1 tRNA gene is annotated in these 232 nt (G+C 63.8%); it reads left to right on the forward strand.

The window, feature by feature from the left end:
• Positions 1 to 157: 157 nt before the first annotated feature.
• Positions 158 to 231, forward strand: a tRNA-Asp gene (locus NQ204_RS19580).
• Position 232 lies beyond the last annotated feature (1 nt).

A 232-nucleotide genomic window follows, 5' to 3' on the forward strand; every position in this document is an offset into this window, starting at 1 on the left:
GAGCGGTAGTTCAGCTGGTTAGAATGCTGGCCTGTCACGCCGGAGGTCGCGGGTTCGAGTCCCGTCCGCTCCGCCAGTTTCAAAGGCTTCCGGGCAACCGGGCGCCTTGTTTCAACCGGCTTCGGCCGGGGGAGACAGAAAGGTTTGCAGCAAACGTGGAGCGGTAGTTCAGCTGGTTAGAATGCTGGCCTGTCACGCCGGAGGTCGCGGGTTCGAGTCCCGTCCGCTCCGC

Source organism: Stenotrophomonas testudinis (assembly GCF_024499815.1).
Classification (GTDB): domain Bacteria; phylum Pseudomonadota; class Gammaproteobacteria; order Xanthomonadales; family Xanthomonadaceae; genus Stenotrophomonas.